This is a genomic window from Collinsella sp. Sow4_D11 (genome assembly GCF_052116465.1).
Lineage (GTDB): Bacteria > Actinomycetota > Coriobacteriia > Coriobacteriales > Coriobacteriaceae > Collinsella.
This window is the reverse complement of record NZ_JBQKLA010000084.1, coordinates 1-327: the sequence shown is the minus strand read 5'-3', so window position 1 is coordinate 327 and position 327 is coordinate 1. Positions and strand designations below refer to the sequence as shown.

1 pseudogene is annotated in these 327 nt (G+C 67.0%); it reads right to left on the bottom strand.

The annotated features are described in order from the left end of the window. Positions 1 to 208: pseudogene (locus ACTQ40_RS10635) on the bottom strand (hypothetical protein); the annotation flags it as partial. Between the last annotated feature and the right edge of the window lie 119 nt (positions 209 to 327).

Sequence of the window (327 nt, the reverse complement as noted above, 5' to 3'; positions counted from 1 at the left end):
CCGAGCGCGCCAGGTCCATCGCCCTCCACAGCCTGGGGGCCCCGCGGTTCGCCATGTCGTAGAAGTCGCAGGCCCTGCCGCATACGGGGCAGCGGCGCTGCTCGCGCTTGTGGGGCCGGACGCTCACGACGATGCGCTCGGCCTCGATGCGCGCGCCCAGGACGACCGTGCGGGCCAGACCGAGGGCGAGAAGTAGTAGACTCTTCATGCGTCACGCCTCTTCGGTTGTCTGAATTTGGCTTAGCAATCATAGGCGGATGACGCGGAAACGGCCCCTCCCGGGGCCGTTTCAGTTCCAGATCGTTGTTTTCGCCCGCTGAGCTGGGC